Source organism: Niallia alba, from assembly GCF_012933555.1.
Classification (GTDB): Bacteria; Bacillota; Bacilli; order Bacillales; family Cytobacillaceae; genus Niallia; species Niallia alba.
In genome coordinates, this window is record NZ_JABBPK010000001.1 from 1762155 (window position 1) to 1779961 (window position 17807).

The 17807-nt window shown below is 33.8% G+C and carries 16 protein-coding genes and 1 riboswitch; of the genes, 12 read left to right on the plus strand and 4 right to left on the minus strand.

Translation table 11 applies throughout. The features are described 5' to 3' along the window. Window positions 1–176 precede the first annotated feature (176 nt). Window positions 177–422 (plus strand): DUF1450 domain-containing protein, encoded by a 246-nt coding sequence (locus HHU08_RS08490; protein ID WP_016200805.1) that lies wholly within the window; start codon window positions 177–179, stop codon window positions 420–422. Window positions 423–513: 91 nt separating this feature from the next. On the opposite strand, the gene HHU08_RS08495 is transcribed toward HHU08_RS08490, so the two are convergent. Next, on the minus strand, window positions 514–1170 hold the full coding sequence (locus tag HHU08_RS08495; RefSeq protein ID WP_169188274.1) for a helix-turn-helix transcriptional regulator: 657 nt from the start codon (window positions 1168–1170) through the stop codon (window positions 514–516). A 324-nt stretch (window positions 1171–1494) separates the two neighbouring features. On the opposite strand from HHU08_RS08495, the gene HHU08_RS08500 reads away from it, so the two are divergent. Then, window positions 1495–2109 (plus strand): superoxide dismutase, encoded by a 615-nt coding sequence (locus HHU08_RS08500; protein ID WP_101730150.1) that lies wholly within the window; start codon window positions 1495–1497, stop codon window positions 2107–2109. Between the two features lie 54 nt (window positions 2110–2163). After that, window positions 2164–2688, plus strand: a complete 525-nt coding sequence (locus tag HHU08_RS08505) for an NADPH-dependent FMN reductase (RefSeq protein WP_016200809.1) — start codon at window positions 2164–2166, stop codon at window positions 2686–2688. A gap of 24 nt (window positions 2689–2712) precedes the next feature. On the opposite strand, the gene HHU08_RS08510 is transcribed toward HHU08_RS08505, so the two are convergent. Both HHU08_RS08510 and HHU08_RS08515 read right to left on the minus strand, forming a co-directional pair. Continuing rightward, complete coding sequence (locus HHU08_RS08510) at window positions 2713–4335, minus strand: response regulator transcription factor (RefSeq protein WP_169188275.1); 1623 nt, start codon at window positions 4333–4335, stop codon at window positions 2713–2715. Window positions 4336–4338: 3 nt separating this feature from the next. Next, window positions 4339–6045, minus strand: coding sequence for a sensor histidine kinase (locus HHU08_RS08515; protein ID WP_169188276.1), 1707 nt, complete (start codon window positions 6043–6045; stop codon window positions 4339–4341). A 238-nt stretch (window positions 6046–6283) separates the two neighbouring features. Between HHU08_RS08515 and HHU08_RS08520 the strand changes: the two genes are divergently transcribed. The 6 genes from HHU08_RS08520 to HHU08_RS08545 all read left to right on the plus strand — a co-directional run bounded on the left by HHU08_RS08520 (window position 6284) and on the right by HHU08_RS08545 (window position 13226). Further along, entirely contained in the window at window positions 6284–7246 is a 963-nt protein-coding gene (locus HHU08_RS08520) for an ABC transporter permease (RefSeq protein WP_205835594.1), read from the plus strand. A 16-nt stretch (window positions 7247–7262) separates the two neighbouring features. After that, a complete protein-coding gene (locus tag HHU08_RS08525) occupies window positions 7263–8183 on the plus strand; it encodes a carbohydrate ABC transporter permease (RefSeq protein WP_235678810.1) in 921 nt (306 codons plus the stop codon). 17 nt (window positions 8184–8200) lie between these two features. Then, window positions 8201–9742 (plus strand): type 2 periplasmic-binding domain-containing protein, encoded by a 1542-nt coding sequence (locus tag HHU08_RS08530; protein WP_169188277.1) that lies wholly within the window; start codon window positions 8201–8203, stop codon window positions 9740–9742. 163 nt (window positions 9743–9905) lie between these two features. Continuing rightward, the gene (locus HHU08_RS08535) at window positions 9906–10547 is read left to right on the plus strand and encodes a YesL family protein (RefSeq protein ID WP_016200814.1); all 642 of its coding nucleotides are present in this window, start codon (window positions 9906–9908) and stop codon (window positions 10545–10547) included. Next, the gene (locus HHU08_RS08540) at window positions 10547–11611 is read left to right on the plus strand and encodes a Gfo/Idh/MocA family protein (RefSeq protein WP_169188278.1); all 1065 of its coding nucleotides are present in this window, start codon (window positions 10547–10549) and stop codon (window positions 11609–11611) included. Before HHU08_RS08535 ends, HHU08_RS08540 begins: the two co-directional genes overlap by 1 nt. Before the next feature lie 97 nt (window positions 11612–11708). Next, a complete protein-coding gene (locus HHU08_RS08545; RefSeq protein WP_169188279.1) occupies window positions 11709–13226 on the plus strand; it encodes a glycine betaine uptake BCCT transporter in 1518 nt (505 codons plus the stop codon). Between the two features lie 329 nt (window positions 13227–13555). Here HHU08_RS08545 and HHU08_RS08550 read toward each other — a convergent pair whose 3' ends face one another. Further along, a complete protein-coding gene (locus tag HHU08_RS08550) occupies window positions 13556–13945 on the minus strand; it encodes an SET domain-containing protein (protein WP_016200818.1) in 390 nt (129 codons plus the stop codon). Between the two features lie 321 nt (window positions 13946–14266). On the opposite strand from HHU08_RS08550, the gene truA reads away from it, so the two are divergent. From truA to nadD, 3 genes are all read left to right on the plus strand, one after another. After that, window positions 14267–15004, plus strand: a complete 738-nt coding sequence (truA, locus tag HHU08_RS08555) for a tRNA pseudouridine(38-40) synthase TruA (RefSeq protein WP_101730145.1) — start codon at window positions 14267–14269, stop codon at window positions 15002–15004. Between the two features lie 506 nt (window positions 15005–15510). After that, a complete protein-coding gene (locus tag HHU08_RS08560) occupies window positions 15511–16962 on the plus strand; it encodes a nicotinate phosphoribosyltransferase (RefSeq protein WP_169188280.1) in 1452 nt (483 codons plus the stop codon). A 22-nt stretch (window positions 16963–16984) separates the two neighbouring features. Continuing rightward, entirely contained in the window at window positions 16985–17599 is a 615-nt protein-coding gene (nadD, locus tag HHU08_RS08565; RefSeq protein WP_169188281.1) for a nicotinate (nicotinamide) nucleotide adenylyltransferase, read from the plus strand. A gap of 92 nt (window positions 17600–17691) precedes the next feature. Next, window positions 17692–17771, plus strand: a riboswitch (ZMP/ZTP riboswitch). Window positions 17772–17807: the final 36 nt, after the last annotated feature.

A 17807-nucleotide genomic window follows, 5' to 3' on the forward strand; every position in this document is an offset into this window, starting at 1 on the left:
ATATACTTGTTTTTTATACTTTATGGTATAAAAAACTCAATAAATAATCATTTTCGTATATTGTAAAAGAAATTGTCTATGAAAAATGATTCAGTATTATACCTATAAATTAGAACCATATATTAATTCGATATAGATAGTTTAAGAAATAATTAATCGAGGGGAGGAACACAAAAGTGGGCATTGTAGTGGTAGAAATTTGCGATGGAAGTTTGATTACAGCAATAAATTTAGAAGAAATAATAGAATCTAAATATCCAGAAGTTGCCGTGATTGAAAGTAGCTGTCTTTCATTTTGTGGAATGTGTGCGAAACGGCCTTACGCAATTGTTAACGGAAAAAGAATATTTGCGAAAACTACAGAAGAATGTCTTCAACTAATTATGAAACAAATTGAAGCTGAATTAGCTGTTTTTGCATAATAGTAATAGAAAAAAGGGAAGTCTTAAGAATCATTTTCTTTAAGACTTCCCTTTTTTCTATTATTACTACTTAGCTTGCAATAAATAGCTGTTATACCTCTACTAAGGAAGAAGCAGGTTGTGGAACAAACTTCACTAAAAACTTACAGTGATTATCTCCTTCCGTTCTGCAGCATGTTCTAGCAACATCATTTGTGCCGAGAACTTTTTTCAGCATTTCTGTCTCACATCGACAGGCAATCTTAAACTCCTTAGCAACTTCTAAGATGGGGCAATTATATTCTGTTATTTCAAAAGTATAGTCGTCCACTTGTGATAAATCAGCCATATAGCCTTTTTCATTTTGAATAGTAACCATTTCCTGCATTTTCTCAGAAGGTTTTTTGTCTTCCATGCGAGAAATATGCTCTTTTGTTAGACGTTCTTCCCGTTTATTAAATAACTGTTGCACTGAATCTTCTCCATATAGTTCTTTTACATCATGTAATAAATCGATGCTAATTCCTTCATAGCTTTTTGGAAAAAAATATTCTGCTCTTTCCGCCAATGTAAAGCTTTGAATAGGGCGTCCCATTGGTTGTTTTATTAGTTCGGATTGAATCAAATCATCTTTTTCTAATATCGTTAAGTGCTTTCGCACGGCCATATGTGTTATTTGCAGACGATCAGTAAAATCGTTTACGGTTAAGGAACCTTCTTTTTTGAGAAGATGAAGAATTTTATCTTTTGTCGTTTTTGTATTAACCATTATAAACCTCCATTCTATTTCAGTGGAGAGAAAAATTATAAATAAAGGCTACTTTATTTTCCAATTAATTCTTTTTGTCTATAGAAAAAACAATAACCTTTTAGAAAACAGCCTAAATAAAAGTGTAGAGAAATTAATTATACCAGAAAGTATAAAATGTTAAAAGTAGTTACTTTGTACAAGATTGCTTGCATAGAATTAAATTAGTTTTGTGATAAAATATCCAAAATTTGAAATAAAGTAATTGATTTTTTTTTATTAATGGGTTAATGTTTAATTATACTTTTTAAACCAATAAGTATAAAAAATTGGAGGAATTACAAAATGACTACATATTCATTACCAGCTTTACCATACGAATTTAATGCTTTAGAACCTCAGATTGATCAGAAAACAATGGAAATTCACTATGGAAAACATCATCAAACATACGTAAACAATTTAAATGCTGCTCTTGAAGGGCAAGATGCATTACAAGGAAAAACTCTAGAAGAACTATTAAGCGATCTTAATGAAGTACCAGAACAAATTAGAACAGCTGTAAGAAATAATGGAGGTGGTCATTTAAACCATTCCTTATTTTGGGAGGTTATTGCACCATCTACAGGTACGAATGCTCCTTCTGGTGAATTAGCAGAAGCGATCAATAAAGCATTTGGTAGCTATGATGAATTTAAACAACAATTTACTGTAGCTGCTACTACTAGATTTGGATCTGGATGGGCGTGGCTAGTTGTTGACCAAGAAGGCAATTTAAAAGTAACAAGCACACCAAATCAAGATAATCCAATTATGGATGGAGAACGTGCTATCTTAGGATTAGATGTATGGGAGCATGCCTACTATTTAAATTACCAAAACAGAAGACCTGAATACATTTCCAATTTCTTCTCTATCATTAATTGGAGTATAGTTGCTGATAAATTTGCAAATAATTAATAAGTTTGTTGAAGATAAAGTGTTTCATGCTTATCTTTAAGCTTGGAGGATAATATGAAGCTTGTAGGGATTTCCGGCTCGTTAATTGGTTCGAAAACTGCCAAGGCAGTAAATGAAGTTTTAGTTGCTGCAAAATCGCTTGATCCAGCGATTCAAGTGGAATTGATCGATTTAAGAGAGTATGAGATGGAATTTGTTAATGGTGCACCATTAAGCTATTATAATGATGATACAATTAAAATAGTAAACACTATTTTAGGCGCGGATGCTCTAGTTATTGGAACGCCTGTCTATCAAGCTTCCATTACAGGTGTTTTAAAAAATCTCTTTGATCATCTTCCAGTTGATGCGTTCAAATCAAAAGTAACGGGGATGGTTATCACAGGTGGGACAGATAAACATTTTCTTGTGATGGAATATCAATTAAAGCCAATACTGACGTATTTTAAAGGATTAGTTACCGTACAAAATGTATTTGTGCACAATGACTATTTTGATGATGAGAACGAAATTACAGATTTAGATGCTAAAAAGCGAATGGCTAAATTAGCTGAGGAAATTATTTATTTAAAACGCTAGACTTAAATAAAGCCTCTCCCTTACTTAAAGGGTGGAGGCTTTTTCTTTGCGCCGATATTCATAGGGCGTGTAGTTTGTTTCTTTTTTAAAAAGTTTAGTAAAGTAGGAGTAATTCCCGTAACCAACTTTATCGGAGATAATATGTACTGGTAATGTAGTTTGAATGAGTAAATCCTTAGCGATATCTACTCTTTTTTTGATGATATAGTTTACAAGCGAGAGTCCTTTTTCTTTCTTGAAAATTCTCGCAATATAATCTGGGCTTAAATACACAATTTTTGCAATGCTATCTCTTGTAATATTTTCTTGATAATGTTCATCAATATAATCACAAATTGTATTCACAACAGATTTTTGAGAATAAATGAAATCTAAATAATGAAGCGAGACATCTATTAAGTAGGTAATATAAATCATCATATCATCGATTGAACGTAATGATTGCGTTTGTAATAAGTTATTTGTATTTCCATCAAACAACTTATGAGCAAGCACCTCCTTCTTTTTTAAGTAGGTAAACAATAATTGAGTGATGTCTAAACGGAAATTGCATAAAACACTGAGGTTAAGATTATTTTTTTCTTTTAATTGAACTAAATATTGTCTGCATTTGTTTAGAAAACTTTGTTTATTACCGTTTTGAAGATACTTTTCTAGAATGGCTAAATTAGGTTCTCCATATTTATATGTTTTCTTTTCATAAGATAGAAAGTAATGAACCGTGTTTCTAAAATCAATCGTATCTTCGCTTTTTTGCTGCAGTTGTTTTACTGCTGTATGAATTTTAACTAAAGTGGTTGAATACCCAATACTAAATTGGGTATCTATTAACAAATCATGCTTAAGTGTCTGGATTAAGTTCTCGCATAATGGAACTAATGGTGGATACTCTAAATGCACCCCGTTATTTCTTAAAAGAAGGACATACTTTTCTTTATTAATATCTAATCCGACTACGCTTTCTAAAGTAAAGGTAGTATCTTTAAAGGTGGAATTTAAATGGGCGATCAATTTGGAGACCAGTTTTTCGTCTATTTCTAAAATAGCAGGGCTATTTTCTTTAAACGAAATATTATATGGAAATATATTTAATAGAATAGGCAAAAAGCTGTCATCTATGGAATAATTCAAATGATTTTTTAATAATTGTTCTTCAAGTTCTGCTTTAAGCCATTCTTGATTTCTTATATAGGAACTCCAAAAATGATCCACTAGTTTTTGTTTATTTTGCTGCCAATACTGACCTACTTGGATAGCTTTTTCACTTTGCTGAGTAATTTTCACCTTTTTAATCGCTTTCAAAATACTAAACTCTAATTTATCGATTTCAATCGGTTTTAAATAGTATTCAAAGCTTTGGAGCTCAATGGCTTTTTGAGCATAATGAAAATCAGCAAAGTTTGTTAAAAAAATCGTTTGGATCGTATACCCTTCTTGACGGGCCCATGCTAATAATTCAAGACCGCTACCGTATGGCATTTCTATATCTGAAATTAGCAAGTGAATACTTTGTTTAATAAAAACATTTTTTGCTTGGCGAATATTATGAGCAGTATAAACGTGTTCAATCCCTAAATTTCCCCAATCAACTTTTTCTTTCAATAATTTAACAACAAATCGATCATCATCTACTATTAAGACATTCATTGATTATTCCTCCATTAATTGTGTTGGGATAACTAATTCAACAATAGCTCCATCATTCATTCCGTTTGAAAAGGAGATGGAAAAACTGTTTCCATAAAGCATTTGAAGCCTTTGGATGGCATTATTTATTCCGATTTGTTTGCCATTAGCTGCTGATATGGGTAGTTGGTTTTGGAGCTTATCCAAAATATCAGGTGGATAACCAGGACCATTATCTTTTATCGTAATGTTCAATTTTTGCTCGTCTTTTGCAGGGGTAATGCTTAGTGAAATAATTAGTGTCTCCTCATAATTTATATCAGAAAATCCATGTTTGATGCTATTTTCAATAAAAGTTTGCAGAATCAACGGTGGTATTTGCATTTCCTCTATGTTTAGTCGAATGGATGTTTTATATTGAAAGGTTGGTCCATGCAATAATTGTTGAATGGCAAGATAATCGCGAATATGATCGAGTTCTTTTTTTAACGAAACAAAGTGGTGATTTGTTTGAAAAAGGTACCGAAAATAACGGGATGTAGCAATCGACATCTTCTTGATTTCAGTAAACATCTGCATTTCCGCCATACTATGAATACTTGATAAACAATTGATATAAAAATGAGGCTTAATTTGTAATCGTAAAAAGTCCATCTCTATTCTTTTCTTTTCAAGCTCCTGCTCATAAATATTAATTTTTAATTTTTTTATTTCTTGAATTAAGTTTTTGAATTGTGTATTAGCTTGCTCGAGTTCGATAATGCTATTACTTTCGAAGTTTATCATATTCTTATTATTGTTTATCTCAGACAGATTTTTAGAAAACTTTTGAATAGGAAAGATCAAGCGATTTTTAATATAGAGCAGAATGAAAAATAAGATGATGCTAATAACAATGGTTGCCAAAATTAAGATTACTTGAGTGATGACCACATGTTTAAATGCCCCAAAATGGTCTACGTTTATTTGTAAACTAAACGGCAGTAATATATTTTTTTCTTGAAATAGTAACTTGCTTGTAAAAAAGTGATAGGAAGCCGTTTCCTCTTCTCCCATTTGTTGATTGGTTGTTAAAATTGTTTTTCCCTCTTGTTTTATAACGATCGAACCATTACTCCCTAAATTAAAGCTATTTAACGGTTTTAAAAGATCTTCAGCAGAAACTAAACAAACAAAAATCCGATTCTCATAGCTTACTAGATGATAAAAATAAAAGGTTTCGTTTATTTTTATCGCTTTCCATGTGCTAAATATTTCATATGTATGTAAGGAGTCGTTTTGAGAAAAAAAGTAATTCTTTACTTGAAGATAATCTTGATAAGGTAGTTTTATAGGCGATGCATTGGAAAAAAAAGATCCCTCTTTTAGACCAAGAAAGAACTGATATTCTTTTCCTATCGAGTATTGAAAGTCATTTACTCTCGTTCGAAAATTAGTTAAATTTTGCGGAAATTTATCCATTCCCATATTCTCTTCCATTTCTTCAATCAATGGTTCGTGCACTACTGTCCAAATCATAAAGTGGTCTACAGCATTTAAATTAGAGCGAACATTTTCTATATAAAGGTTTACGGTATTGGTAATGGTATCAATGCTTTGTTTCCTTGTAATAGAGAGAGTTAACATACTAATCAACATATTGATTAGTAAGATAATTACTATAATGATTAAAAGTACTTTTAGATAATAATTTATGGAACGCGATGGGTTCTTATCAATGGAACGTATCATTTACTCATCTCCAATGCTTATTTTCATTATATAAAGTTAACAGACTATTTCTAGCAGTATTCCGTCTAGAAAAAGGGGAAGTAGCAGAAATACAACGGAATACTGCTATTACTGCGTCTGAATAGAAAAGCAATGATAAAAATCTGTCCTTTTTAGTATTACTTTAGGTCGGCATAGCTCTATTTTTATTGAATGCGCTTTCATATAATGATTATATCAAATAAAGGAGGTGGAAGAATTGAAAAGTACGATCGCTACAGAAAAAAACACGCAAATCACACCTGATTTCCCAAATAAGCTAAGACATATAAAACAGATGAAAAAAAGTCTTCCATTATATGTGTTACTTCTGCCTACTCTCATTCTATTAATTTGTTTTACGTATATTCCGATGTATGGAATTATCATGGCGTTTAAGGATTATTCCCCAGCGCTTGGGATTTGGAATAGTCCATGGGTGGGAATGAAGCATTTTATTCAATATTTTCATTCCTATCAATTTGGTTTAACGGTAAAAAATACCCTATATATTAGTTTGTACAGTCTTCTAGTAGGGTTTCCACTTCCAATAGCTTTAGCGATTCTCTGTAATCAAATGCGGATTGGAATGTTTAAAAAGTTTTTTCAGGTTACGACATATTTGCCACATTTTATTTCAACGATGGTAATGTGTGGAATGATATTAATTTTTTTATCACCAAGCACAGGATTAATAGCTAATTTTTTATCGTTATTTGGGATGGAAATGCCGAATCTTTTATCGAAACCAACGCTTTTCAGTAGTGTATATGTATGGAGTGATGTATGGCAACATTTAGGATGGGATAGTATTATTTTTCTGGCCGCATTATCAGCAATTGACCCAACCTATTATGAGGCTGCAACGATGGATGGGGCAAGTCGACTGCAGAAAATTATTCATATAGACTTACCACTTATCATGCCTACTGCTATGATTTTATTAATCTTGCGTGCTGGAAGCCTTTTAAGTGTAGGTTTTGAAAAAGTCTTATTATTGCAAAATCCATTGAATTTAACTGGAAGTGAGGTCATTTCAACCTATGTCTATAAGGTTGGGATGCAAAACTTTCAATATAGTTTATCAACAGCCATTGGTCTATTTAATACGGTAGTCAATGTTATCATTTTACTTCTTGTGAATTGGTTATCGAAGAAACTAACAAAAACAAGTTTATTATAGAAGGGAGGCATTAGAATTGGAAGGAGCACTTATTCAAAAATTCAATAAGAAATCAAAAAGGAAAAAAAGTTGGAATGATCGCTTGTTTGACATAGCTGTTTATACGATTGCTATCTTAATGATTTTAATGATTGTCTATCCTTTATGGTTTATTATTATCGCTTCCTTTAGTAATCCAACTGACGTTACCAATGGAAACGTATGGTTTTGGCCGAAGGAGTGGAAGTTGGATGGATATATGGAATTATTTAAACAGGAAATTATTTGGAGATCTTATTTAAATACGATCATTTATACAGTTGTGGGAACGATTATCGCTTTAATCGTCAATATTCCTGCAGGCTATGCTTTATCAAGGGCTGATTTATTCGGAAAAAAGTGGCTGGCTATTTTTATTCTTATCCCAATGTTTGTAAGTGGAGGATTGGTACCAACTTATCTAGTCGTAAAAGGGTTTGGATTGCTTGATACTTTTTGGGTAATGGTACTACCTTTTGCTGTGTCCTCCTTTCATATAATCATTGCTAGAACATTTTTTAAAAATAGTATACCAGATACATTGTGGGAGGCAGCTCAAATTGATGGCTGTGGAACAATCCGGTATTTTCTAACGATCGTACTACCGTTGTCAAAAGCAATTTTAGCTGTAATTGGTTTATGGACTGCCGTTGGTATTTGGAATTCATGGTTTAATGCATTGATTTATATTTCTAATGAAGATTTACAGCCGCTTCAATTAGTTTTGAGAAGAATTCTAATTTCTAATGAGTCATTGCTTGGCACTGCATCCGGAGAACTTGCATCGGAATTAAGAAGATTATCTGAAATGATGAAGTATGCAGCGATTGTTGTATCAACTGCACCGATTATGTGCTTATATCCATTTTTGCAGAAATATTTTAACCAAGGTGTCATGGTTGGTTCCATTAAAGAGTAATAGAAAGGGGAATTGTAATGTTAAAGAGAAGCTGGAAAGGGTTATGGAGTGTAGTTTTAGCAAGTAGTTTAATTGTTGGCTGCAGTAATGCTAACACGAACACAAAAGAAAAGGAAGATGGAGAATACAAAATTGCAACCGTTCGCTGGTCAGATTGGGGCGATGATTTTCTTAAAGGATTTGTAGAAGATACGGAAAAAGAAGCTGGAATTAAAGTAGATTGGGATATTTACTTAAATTCAGAATGGGGAGATAAAAAATCAGTCCTGATGGCGGGAGGAGATTTACCAGATGCTTTTTGGGGATCGTTGGCTTTAAGTGATGGAGACATTGCCCAAAACCAAAGTTTATTCATTCCGTTAGAGGATTTAATCGCAGAACATATGCCAAATTTAATGGCGGCATTTGAGAAAGAGCCAGCGTTACGTGCTCTAGTTACTTCGCCAGATGGCCATATTTATAGTTTGCCTAAAAAATTGCCTTTAAGACCATTAACGGGAAATCAATTATTTATTAATCAAAAATGGTTAGATAATTTAGGCTTAGAAATGCCAGATACGTATGAAGATTTTTATAATGTTCTCAAGGCATTTAAGGAAAAGGATGCAAATGGAAATGGGGATTTGAATGATGAAATTCCTTATGGAGGGAATATTTATGGGTTTATATTGCCATTTGGCGTAACAAAGGGCAATGATAAAGCGGGCTTAATGACTTTAAAAGATGGAAAGCCATCTTACATTCCTACACAAGAAGAATACAAAGAGGGGATTGCGTGGATGCATCAAGCGTACAAAGATGGTTTAATCGATCAAGAACTGTTTACGCAAGATGACTCTATGGCAGAGGCAAAGCGCAAAGATGAAAATGATGCATTAGTGGGTGTCGCTTTTGGTTGGACCCCGGATGCTGTATTTGGTCCAAATGCAGAGGAATATGTACCGCTTGCGCCTCTTAAAGGTCCGGATGGAGAAAGATACGTAATTTCCGATACGGAAACATATGCAAGAAATGAATTACTTATTACAACTCAAGCTAAGGATCCAGCAAAATTATTACAATGGGCAGATAAATTTTATACAGAGGATGCCAGTATTCAAACCTTTTATGGGTCATTTGGTATTGGGGTAGAAAAGAAGGATGATGGAACGTATCAAGTATTGAATGCGCCAGAAGGTGAATCAGCAGATATATTTGCATGGACAAATTCATTCCGTGACTTCGGTCCTAAGTATATTGAAGCTGGGTTTAATGAAAAGGTAACTTTGCCAACAGATAGTGGCGATGGATTGAAGCTAGAATTAGATAAAAAAATAAGTGAATACGCAAGAGAACAATTTCCAACAGTTAGCTTTACAGCAGAAGAAATGCAGCGTTTAAATACATTGAATGTAGACTTAAGTTCGTATGTAAATTCGATGCAATCGAAGTGGGTTGTTGAGGGCGGCATAGAAAAAGATTGGGATGACTATATAAGTCAACTAAAGAAAATGGGATTCGATGAGTTTATGGAAATCCAAAATACTGCATTTAACCGCTATCAAGAATCATTAAAGTAGGAAGTAAGAAGTACAGCAGTTAGATTAGAGCTTATATTCTGGCTGTTGTTTCTTTATCTCACTCTTAACGGACAGAAAGAACGCTGGATCCTGGTGTGGAAAATTGAGAGAACTAGAAGTAAAAAGTATGTTACTTAATTAGAAAATGGCAGGTGAATGAAATATGGGTTCATTCTTTCAACTCGAAGGTCCCATCGGCAGGAATTTAGCTAGAATCGTAGATGTTCTTTTGCTGAATCTTATTTTTATCCTTTTTTCTCTTCCAGTTGTGACGATAGGTGCTTCGCTTACAGCTTTGTATACAGTTAGTTTTAAGATGGCAAGAGGAGAAGATCCATCAGTTTGGAGAAACTTTACCAAAGCATTTAAAAAGAATTTAAAACAAAGTTCGTTGGTTTGGTTTCTCTTGATAGGAATTGCTGTTATTCTACTTGGAGATATTTATTATCTTGTCTACGCACATGGAATTTGGAAAGTCATTTTTATGAGCCTGACACTTTTCTTTGGCTTTTTATACCTTACATTATTGCTAATTATTTTTCCCTATATAGCTAGATTTGAGGATTCAATAAAAACAGCGATTCTAAATTCTTTATTGATGGGAGGTTTTCATTTTCCATATCTTTTTCTGTTAATCCTAATTAATGCAGTGCCTATTGTATTCTTTTTATCATCTTTTACTGGGTTTTTGACAGGAGTCTATTTTATTACTTTCGGTGGATTTTCCATTTTAGCTTTTGTAAATTCATTTATATTTAAAAGGATTTTTTCAAAATATGAAATTAAAAAAGGAGAAGAAGCGTGATGGAACCAATACGTATAGGTTTAATTGGAGTTGGTGGGATGGCCCAATCTCATATAAGGGGATTACAAAATGTCGGAACGTTTAAAATAAAGGCAATCTGTGATGTGAATAACTTAACCCTACAAAAAGTCGGCGAGCAATTAGCTATTAAATCAGAAAACCAATATAGAGATTTCCGGAAGTTAATTGATTCTCAAAAAGTAGATGCTGTTGTTTCGATCACACCAAATAATGTGCATGCACCTATTTTGGCATATTGTATGGAAAAGAATATGCCGATCTTGACAGAAAAGCCATTTACATTGGATTATGCGGAAGCTATACAACTTGCTGAAAAATATAAGAAACACCCTATTCCTTGTATGGTAGGGTTTAGTTATCGATATACACCTGCATTTCGATTTGTAAAGGCATTACTGGATAAAGGAGAAATCGGTCAAGTAAGGAGTTTTTCCATTCAGTATTTGCAAGGCTGGGGAGCGCCTCCTTATGATACTCCTTATGTTTGGCGTTTTAATCCTACAGTCACAGGAACAGGAGTATTAGGTGATTTAGGTTCTCATATGATTGATATGGCCCATTATTTATTTGGTCCATTTCAAGAAGTATCAGCTAAAATGGAAAGTTTTATTACAAAAAGGAGAAGTGAACAATCAAATGAATGGAAGGAATTCGTTATTGATGACTTTGCGTGTTTTCAGGCTAGGATGGAAACGGGCATAGTTGGTACGTTTCAGACTACAAGAAATGCTATAGGCTCAGGGAATCAGCATGAAGTGTCCATTTATGGTGATAAAGGAACTATCCATGCAAGTACAAAGGAAGAAAACATCGTGCATTTGATCTATTTCGATGAAAAAACGGCTGAACTTGTGGAGAAAAAAATGCATGTTCCTAAAACGGCATACTTGACCGAATGGGAAGATTTCGCCAAAATGCTAAAAGGTGAGGTAGGATTAGGTTTTCCAGATTTTCAGGCAGGTGTCCTGAATCAACAAGTTTTAGAAGCTATTATCGAGTCCAGTAAGCAACCAGGAAAAATGATATCTGCTTTAGAAAGCTGAAGAGACTAGTATTTGTTTAATTCTCCTGATAACGGATATAATAACTAAGCACAAATCTACATACATCTTTATTCGATTAGAAGGAGAATTTATTTATATGAAGTTTAAAAATTATCTTGTCTTTAATGTTTCTGTAATCATTTTATTATTGCTTGTATTAGTGGGAGTTTTTGCTCCAGAAACACTTGAACAAACTTCAGCTAATGCGCAATCTTTTATTACTGATTCATTTGGTTGGTATTATTTAATGGTGGTTACGTTTTTCGTAATCATTTGTTTATATTTATTGATAAGCCCTGTAGGGAAAATTAAATTAGGAAAACAAGAAGATAAGCCTGAGTTCTCGCGACTAGTATGGTTAGCGATGCTTTTTAGTGCTGGAATGGGAATAGGTCTTGTCTTTTATGGGACAGCCGAACCCTTAAGCCATTATGCAATAAGTTCTCCCACGAATGAAATTGGCACAGATCAAGGAATGAGAGATGCAATGAGATTTACCTATTTCCATTGGGGAATCCATGCTTGGGCAGTATATGGAATTGTGGCCTTAAGCCTTGCCTATACTACTTTTAGGAAGGGGAGAAATTCATTAATAAGTTCAACTTTGAAGCCTTTATTAGGGGATTCGATGGATGGGAGATTGGGAAGGATCATTGATATTATTGCTGTTTTTGCAACTGTCACAGGTATTGCCACAACGCTTGGATTTGGGGCAGTGCAAATTAACGGAGGACTGTCCTTTCTTTATGGCATTCCATCAAGTTTTTTAACGCAATTTATTATTATCATTATAGTCACCGTGTTATTTTTACTTTCGGCAATTTCTGGTTTAGGCAAGGGAATTAAAATCCTCAGTAATGCCAATATGATTTTAGCTTTTATCTTATTTTTATTTGTTTTTATATTAGGAAATACTGTTTTTATTCTAAATTTATTTACAGATACGATTGGTACGTATTTGCAAAATCTCATTCGGATGAGTTTTCGAATTGCTCCTTTAAATGGAGAAAATCGACAATGGATAGATGCTTGGACGATTTTTTATTGGGCTTGGTGGATTGCATGGTCGCCTTTTGTTGGAATCTTTATTGCCCGTATCTCCAAAGGAAGAACAATTCGTGAATTTGTTACTTACGTATTATTTATTCCCTCTTTAATTGGATTTTTATGGTTTACTGTATTTGGCGGAAATGCGATGTTGATAGAACATAAAGGATTAGGTTCTATCTCCACTTTTGCTACAGAAGAAACACTATTTGCACTTTTAGAGCATTATCCTCTGAGTTCTGTTTTATCAATTTTGGCCATTGTGCTCATAGGAGTATTCTTTATTACCTCGGCAGACTCAGGTACATTCGTATTAGGAATGCTCTCAGCAAATGGAATACAAAATCCTAGTAATAGAATCAAAATTATTTGGGGACTCTTGCTTACAACGATCTCACTTGTGTTGCTTTATTCTGGCGGATTACAAGCCTTGCAAAATATGATGATCATTGCGGCTCTCCCTTTTTCTGTTATTATGATTTTAATGACGGTAAGTCTATTAAAGGAAGTACATCATGAAAAAGCGGAATACGAATCAAAGTGGAAGAAGAAAAAAGGCTCGATATAGCATCGAGCCTCAGGCTGTAGACAAACCCCTGAATTATAGAAATAGAGGTTTGTCTATAGTATATTTTATTAGTCTCTTTGAATAGAGATGTTGCTTTTCGTCCCATGGAAAGCGAGCGGACGCCTCGGAAAACAAAGCCATCATCTTATGTTTAAAAAGTGGCTATTGTCCATCATCATAAACTAGCCATTTTTCTGTGCCCTCCTCGCTAATCCCACAGGAGACTCACCCTTCCACTCCAAGCAACGCATGAAAATTCAATGTGAGTTTCTAAAAATCTTTTTGTCGACAAACTAAAGGCTCGATATAACATCGAGCCTTTTTTCTTCTTAATCTTCTTCTTTGTCTTTATTAAACCATAATGGCTCATAATCATCGACTTCACCATTGTAATTTATCAAAATTTCTTCGCCAGCTTTTATATCCTTATAAGCGAAATAGTCAAAGGTGTGCTTATCAAAATTGATTTCATAAGTGGCATTTGGTTCATAGGAATGGTTAAAAAGCATGCCATAGCCTAAAACAACTGCACTGTGATTAATGCCATATTCATAAACATAATCTTCTAGTACTGTTTTTTCAATATACTTATGTTGGTCATTTGGATAAGGAACTACTGGGGCTTCATGAAATAAGGTCCCTTTTTTAATATCGCATGTAGCAAATACGCCTCTATTAAATTCTCCATCACTTAAAGGAGATGTTTTAATTTCAATCATTAATGATCACCTACAACTCTTTATATAGTTTATTGCTATATCTTACTCTAACATTGATTCTTTTATTTAGGAAATAAATTAAATAAAAAAATTTATAAAAAAGGAGTATTTCCGTTATAATCTTACTTTTCAGCCAATGATAATGATAGAGATAATAGTGTATAATGAGGGATATTCTTTAGGTTTATACCCGCAGCCTGAATATATTTTGATAGCTCTCGCATGAGCCTACCGGTATTCAAGCTGTTCAGTATTTTTAAATTTATTGTATTGAAAAACAATAATCCTTTAAGAACAAAAAAGAAGAGAACAGGAGAACAAATGAAAAATTATAAATTGCTTATTCAATATGACGGTGGACGTTACAAAGGGTGGCAACGCCTTGGTAATGGAGACCAATCGATTCAAGGGAAAATTGAAAATGTCCTAACAGAAATGGCTGGAGAAAAAATAGAAATTATTGGCTGCAGCAGAACGGATGCAGGGGTACACGCTTTATCTCAGGTTGCGAATTTCAAGATGAATAAAGACATGACTGAAACAGAAGTAATGGATTATGTTAATCACTATTTACCGAATGATATTAGCCTTTTGAAAGTAGAAAATGTTTCAGATCGTTTTCATGCAAGATATAATGCAAAGGATAAGATATATTTGTATAAAATTTGGAATAAATCGTATAGCAATCCATTTATGCGTAAATATAGTATGCATGTAGAGAAACGATTAAATAAAAATAAAATGGAGCAAGCTGCAGTTCATTTTGTCGGAAAACATGACTTTACTACTTTTTCAAATGCGAAATCAAAGAAGAAATCAATGGTTAGGGAAATTTATTTTATTGATATAAAAGAGGAAGCTGGATTTATTGAAATTCGTGTAAGCGGCGATGGTTTTCTTTACAATATGGTCAGAAAAATGGTTGGAACACTTATTGAGGTTGGGCTAGGAAAAATAGATGGAGATACTATTCCAACTATTATTGCAGAAAAAGATCGTAGTCAGATAGGCATGATGGCAGAAGCCAACGGATTATTTTTAGAAAAAGTAAAGTTTTAAAAAGAATGAGACAAAGCAAGTGGTTATATTTGACCTACTTGCTTTTTTTTTTGCTGGTTTCAATCATTAATAAAGGCTGTTTTCGTAAAGTTTGTTGCGATTACCCACAGCTGGAATACACGCTTGAGTCTCCTCAGCTTCGCTTCCGGGAGTTTCAGACTGTCTGGCTAGTCCCCGTGGCCGTCTTCGTGTATTCCGGTTGCTCCATTTTTCCAACTAATTCTTTTTTTCTATTGAAAAAACATCAATCCTGTAGAAAAAAGCCTTAGTAAAAGACGAGCTCCTAGTGGAAGCACAACAAAGTATCGAAAAGAGTCACTTGGATAATGGCTAATCGCTCTTTTATGGAAAAATAATTTTTCTATACCTGTGTAAAAGCTTTGTCAAAAGAGAATGATTTGACAATGAAAAGGATATTTATATAACAAAGAGAGATTTGTCACATGCTATGGCAATAGACAATGTTTTTAGAACTAGAAATTAATTTAGCAAGAGGAGGAAAATAGATGAACTATGCGGATGACAGTCTTATGCTTCATACAGATCTTTATCAAATTAATATGATGGAGACATACTGGAGAGATGGGATACATAAACGAAAAGCAGTATTTGAACTTTATTTTCGTAAGCTTCCATTTGGTAATGGTTTTGCCGTTTTTGCGGGATTAGAACGAATTTTAAACTATATACAAAATTGTCGTTTTACAGATAGTGATATTGCCTACTTAAGAAACGAAGTTGGTTATAAGGAAGATTTTCTTGCCTATTTGAAAAATTTAACTTTTTCTGGAGACATCTATTGTATGGAGGAAGGGGAGTTGGTATTTGCTAATGAACCAATTCTTAGAGTAGAAGCTCCTATTGCAGAGGCGCAATTAATAGAGACTACTTTGTTAAATATTGTTAATTATCAAACGCTAATTGCAACAAAATCAGCCAGAATGAAGCAGGTAATTGGAGATCAAACGGCGATGGAGTTTGGAACACGAAGAGCACAGGAAATGGATGCTGCGATATGGGGAACAAGGGCTGCTTTTATTGGCGGGTTTTCGGCTACTAGTAATGTAAGGGCTGGAAAAATCTTTCGTATTCCTGTGTCTGGTACACATGCTCATGCACTAGTTCAAGCTTATCAAGATGAATACAAAGCTTTTAAAAGCTATGCTAGTACGCAAACAGAATGTGTTTTCCTTGTAGATACATATGATACGCTTCGATCTGGTGTACCAAATGCAATTAAGGTAGCAAAGGAATTTGGTGATAGAATTCGCTTTAAAGGAATTCGCTTAGATAGCGGTGATTTAGCGTATCTTTCTAAGAAAGCAAGAGAAATGTTAGATGAAGCAGGATACAAAGATACAAAAATTATTGCCTCTAATGATTTAGATGAGTACACCATTATGAATTTGCTTGCAGAAGGAGCAAAGATTGATATTTGGGGGATTGGAACAAAGCTAATTACAGCATATGATCAGGCTGCATTAGGCGCTGTTTATAAATTAGTTAGTTTTGAAAGTGAAAACGGCGTAATGGAGGATACGATTAAATTATCTGGAAATCCGGAAAAGATTTCTACACCGGGGCAGAAAAGAGTGTATCGAATTATTAATAATGAGAACAATCATGCAGAGGGAGATTATATTACACTAGCATCAGAAAGCATCACGCAAGAACCTTTAAAAATGTTTCATCCAATTCACCCGTATTTGAATAAGGTTGTCACAAATTATAGAGCAATTGAATTACATCAGCAAGTTATAAAGAATGGACATGTCCAAATTCAAACACCAGAATTAACTGCTATTCAAATAAAGGTTAAGGAGAACTTAAAGTTTCTTTGGAATGAATATAAAAGAACACTTAATCCAGAAGAGTATCCAGTAGATTTAAGTAAAGCATGCTGGGAAAATAAGCGGAACTATATCGAAAAAATGAAGGCGAAGGCTAACCAAAATTAACGTGAAAGGGGAGAGGCAATAATTGGGGAAAATAGGGGTTTACGGATCATCCTTTGATCCAATTACTAATGTTCATTTATGGACGGCAAGTACTGTTGCCCATCGTTGCAGGTTGGATAAAGTTATCTTTCTACCCTGTTCGAGTAAAAGAAGAGATAAAACGATGGAAACAGCAGATGAACATCGTCTAGAGATGGTGAATATGGCTATTGAGAATAATGATAAGTTTGCTATAGATGACTATGAAATGAAGCAAGATGGCTGGGAAATTTATACGTATCATACGATGAATTATTTTAAAAAGCTATTCCCTAAGGATAAAGTCTACTTTATTATGGGAGCGGATTTACTTGTTGATATTGGCCAAGGTAAGTGGAGCAAAGGAGAGGAATTGATAGCAGAAAATCGATTTATTGTCATGGCACGAAATGGAATTGATATGTTATCTACGATTAGCCGATCGCCGATCCTCCGCAATCATGACGATGGAAAAACTTTTCATTTGTTAGATAAAGGGTTAGCCATGGAAATAAGTTCTACCTATATAAGAGAGGAGCTTTCAATGGGAGGAGAACCGAGGTATCTTTTACCAGAAAGGTGCTATGAGTATATAAAGAAAAATAAGTTATATCAATAAACTGTTCTAAAAAAAGCATGAAAAAGAACGAAATTCATAAGAAATTAGTAATTGATGATTACTGAATAGTCTGATAGAATAAAGGCAATCTAAAGGCTGTGTGTAACTGGCGAAATACGGATAACCGTAGGGGAGCACATAGCGTCGTATGCCGTTCGCCTGGGCAGAGGTAAGGGAATTATAACTCCTTGCCTTTTTCTTTTTTAAA